Raw genomic sequence first — 3,541 nt, forward strand, 5'->3', positions numbered from 1 at the left:
GTCGGCGTTGGCGGCTAATGGAGTGGTGTATGAGCAAGCGCCGGTGTATCAAGATTTTAGAGCAGGTGATGTAAGGCATTCGCAGGCGGATGTGAGTAAGGCGCGGGAGTTGTTGGGGTATGCGCCGGAGTTTGTGATTAAGGATGGGATTGCCAAGGCGATGCCGTGGTATGTGCAGTTTTTAATGCCTAAGGCGAATTAATTGCATGAGCCGTTTAGCTGTAGTTAAAAAGGCATTATCAAATAAAGATGTGAAGCAGTTAATTGAAAACTTCTTTTCATTAGCTGTTTTAAAAGTGTTTAACTTGATTTTGCCTTTTGTAACGTTGCCTTATTTAATTAAAACCTTGGGTTTTGAACAGTATGGGGCAATTGTTTTAGCTATGGCATTAATGCAGTACTTTCAAGCCGTAACAGATTATGGGTTTAATTTATCTGCAACTAGAGATATCGCTAAGCATCGGCACAGTCAGCAGCAGTTAAGCTATATATACAGTAAGGTAATGAGTGCTAAAGTTTTTTTGTTAGCCATTAGCTTGATTATATTGTTGCCCGTTATTTTTCTTGTGCCACAGTTTCAACAAGATAAATCCATCTATTGTCTTATGTTATTAGTGCTGGTTGGTCACACACTATTCCCTGAGTGGTTTTTTAGGGGGGTGGAAAAGATGCGCTATATAACAGTGTTGGATTTAAGTATTAAGCTGTTTTTTACTGCGGGCGTATTCTTATTTATTCATAAACCAGAGGATTATTGGGTTTATCCATTGTTGAATGGTGTGGGCTATCTAGTAGTGATGTTTGTGGCACATAGATTAGTTAGAAAGCATTTTTCAGTTAAGTTTAGGATAGTAAAAAAACAAGCTATTAGGACAACGCTTAGAAATGGGTTTCCGTTGTTTGTTAATCAATTTATGCCAAACCTATTTAATAATACAACTAATTTTTTAGTTGGCATGGTTTTAGGAAAGTCTGCAGCAGGAGCTTTTGGGGCGACTAGGCAAGTTGTTCAGTTAGTTACAGTATTAAACAGTGTAACAACTACTGTTTTTTTTCCATATCTAGCACGAAAAGCAGATAGATTTGCTATCTATAGTAAGATTTATATTTCATACATTAGCGCTGTAGTGCTTATATTTATTCTTATTCATAATTTTTTACTTTCTTTTTTGAGGATTAACTATCAGGCTGCAAGTAATGTCTTTATTGCTTTAGCCTTGGGTGCATGGTTTATTTCAATTTATAGTGTGTTCTCTACTAATTACTTAATTGTTAGAGGGTACTATAGAGCAGTAGCTAAGATGACTGTTGTATCATCTATTATAGGTTTCTTATCTTCCTATCCTCTCATACTAATCTTCGGGGTTTCTGGAGGTGCATTTAATATAATGATGACTCAAGGTCTTATGAGTGTACTTGCTTATTTAAAATATAGAAAGGTTAGGGGGTGAGATGAAGGTTTTGGTAAAAAAACTTAAATGCTTTATGTCGGATATATGGCGGAGTGTAAGTGTTTATCTAAGCTTTTATAAAAGGCATAAAAAAATAAAGAGAAACTTAGGTTGCTCTTACTTGAAACTAACGAAAGAAGAGAAGAAGGAGTATTTAAGTTATTGGAGAGGCATAACACCATTTATTAGTCTTAAAACAGTAGAAATTACTAAATCTTTCACAGAGTCTTATAGTAAGTATATTGTGCCTGAAGAGGTATATGCCCTTAAAATTGAGCCTTTACTTAACTCTAGAGCAGAAGTTTCCTTTTTAAAAAATAAAAGCTTTTATAATAAATGGTTTGTAGGCGAGAGTTTTCCAAAATGCTATTTATTTAGTATCGATGGGTTGTTGTATGATGCTTTGTACAAGCCAATAGAAAATCCTCAGAAGTTCATGCTTGAGAATGTGAAGTATCCAGCTGTTTTTAAGCCGAGTATTGATACTTATGGAGGACAGGGGGTTGTTTTTGTTAGTAATGAAAAAGAGTTGCTTTCATTATTGAATACAACAAAAGACTATGTTGTTCAAGAAAAAATATGTCAGTCAAGTGAAATTAATGAGTATAGTAAAGGTATATGCACTATTAGAGTATGCTTATATAGAAATAAGTTAAGTTACGGTTTTAATGTAATTAACTGCAGCTTGAGAATGGGAGTGAATGGCTCTTTAGATAATGAAACGTCTGGTGGTATTGTCTGTAACATCAGTGCTAATGGAATTTTCAATGAATTTGCTATCAATAAATATGGGATTAAATTCTTAAGGCATCCTGATACAGGGTTTGTATTTAAGGGTGAAAAGTTGCCATATTATAAAAAGCTCTTAGAACAATCAGTTTTAGTGGCAAATCAAGTGCCTTATACACAGCTGATAAGCTTAGATATGTGTCTAGACTATAATAATGATTGGCGCTGTATTGAAATGACAATGTTTGGTCAGACGATACGATTTGCACAGTATGCCGGACAGCCATTTTTTGGTGAGTTTACTCAAGAAATACTATCAACTCTTACTTTGAGGGAATAAGTTGAATACTAAGGTGTATTTTGTGACATTACCCAATGGCTATTTCGGTAATGCACCAACCAGCTGGCAAACTTTAGATACTAAATTAATGTCTAAACATTTAGCTGATGAAGGCTATGAAATAATATGTACTGATATTGTTAATTTGCTCAATTATGATTTAAGCGCTAGAGACTTTGTTGTATATACAGCAGCTGATAATGATGAAGTAAATAGATATGTTTTAGATATTTTATATTTTGCTAAAGATAGGGGGGCAGTATTGGTTCCTCCCTATGAAATTATGCAGTCATATGAGAATAAAGGCTTTCAGTGTTTATATAGAAAGAAAGTTGGAATTGAGGATTTAGACGAAACTTACTTATTCGATTTGTCTAGTTTCTCTAGAGAATATCCATTCGTCTATAAAGATGTCATGGGAGCTGGAAGTAGTGGAGTTGAGCTGGTTAATAATAAAAAAGAGTGGGCTAAAATAGTTAATAATAAAATGAGGATAGGCTTTATTCAGCAGCTCAAGAATTATATACGAAAGCTGCACTTAACTCATGAGCAATATGGTTTTTATGAGTACAAATACAAAGCTTTTAAAAGATTTGTTACTCAGGAATTTGTTTCTGGATTAGACTGTGATTATCGAGTCCTTATTTTTGCTGAAAAATATTACCCCATGAAGCGAGCAGTAAGAAAAAATGATTTTAGAGCGAGTGGGAGTAAAGACTTTTCATACAGTGATATACCACTTGAAGTTTTAGATTATGCTCTACTTATTAAGCAAAAAATAGACTCTCCTTTTTTGTCTTTAGATATAGCCTTTAGTAAAAAGAATAAAAAGTGTGAGCTTATCGAGTATCAAGGGCTTAGCTTTGGAACTAGTGCGTTAAGGAAGTCTAAAGGGTATTACTCATGTAATAATCTGACTGATGGATGGGTTTTTTTTGAAAAAGAACCTAATTTAGAATTAAGTTATTCAGAAGCACTTTACGAGTATGTTAAAAAGTATGAGTAAATATATAATAAGGTT

The 3,541-nt window shown here is 33.9% G+C and carries 3 protein-coding genes and 1 pseudogene; all 4 read left to right on the forward strand.

All coding sequences use genetic code 11. The features are described from left to right. Window positions 1-202: pseudogene (locus Q1V74_RS11215) on the forward strand (LPS biosynthesis protein WbpP); the annotation flags it as partial. A 4-nt stretch (window positions 203-206) separates the two neighbouring features. After that, window positions 207-1,451, forward strand: a complete 1,245-nt coding sequence (locus tag Q1V74_RS11220) for an oligosaccharide flippase family protein (RefSeq protein ID WP_300648981.1) — start codon at window positions 207-209, stop codon at window positions 1,449-1,451. Window position 1,452: 1 nt separating this feature from the next. Continuing rightward, a complete protein-coding gene (locus tag Q1V74_RS11225) occupies window positions 1,453-2,520 on the forward strand; it encodes a sugar-transfer associated ATP-grasp domain-containing protein (protein WP_300648983.1) in 1,068 nt (355 codons plus the stop codon). A 22-nt stretch (window positions 2,521-2,542) separates the two neighbouring features. Then, entirely contained in the window at window positions 2,543-3,526 is a 984-nt protein-coding gene (locus Q1V74_RS11230) for a hypothetical protein (protein ID WP_300648985.1), read from the forward strand. Window positions 3,527-3,541: the final 15 nt, after the last annotated feature.

This window comes from Paenalcaligenes sp., assembly GCF_030152715.1.
In the GTDB taxonomy this organism is placed as follows: Bacteria; Pseudomonadota; Gammaproteobacteria; order Burkholderiales; family Burkholderiaceae_B; genus Paenalcaligenes; species Paenalcaligenes hermetiae.

Coding starts and splice junctions, on each gene's coding strand:
- Q1V74_RS11220 (WP_300648981.1), top strand. CDS start 207: ATGAGCCGTTTAGCTGTAGTTAAAAAGGCATTATCAAATAAAGATGTG.
- Q1V74_RS11225 (WP_300648983.1), top strand. CDS start 1,453: ATGAAGGTTTTGGTAAAAAAACTTAAATGCTTTATGTCGGATATATGG.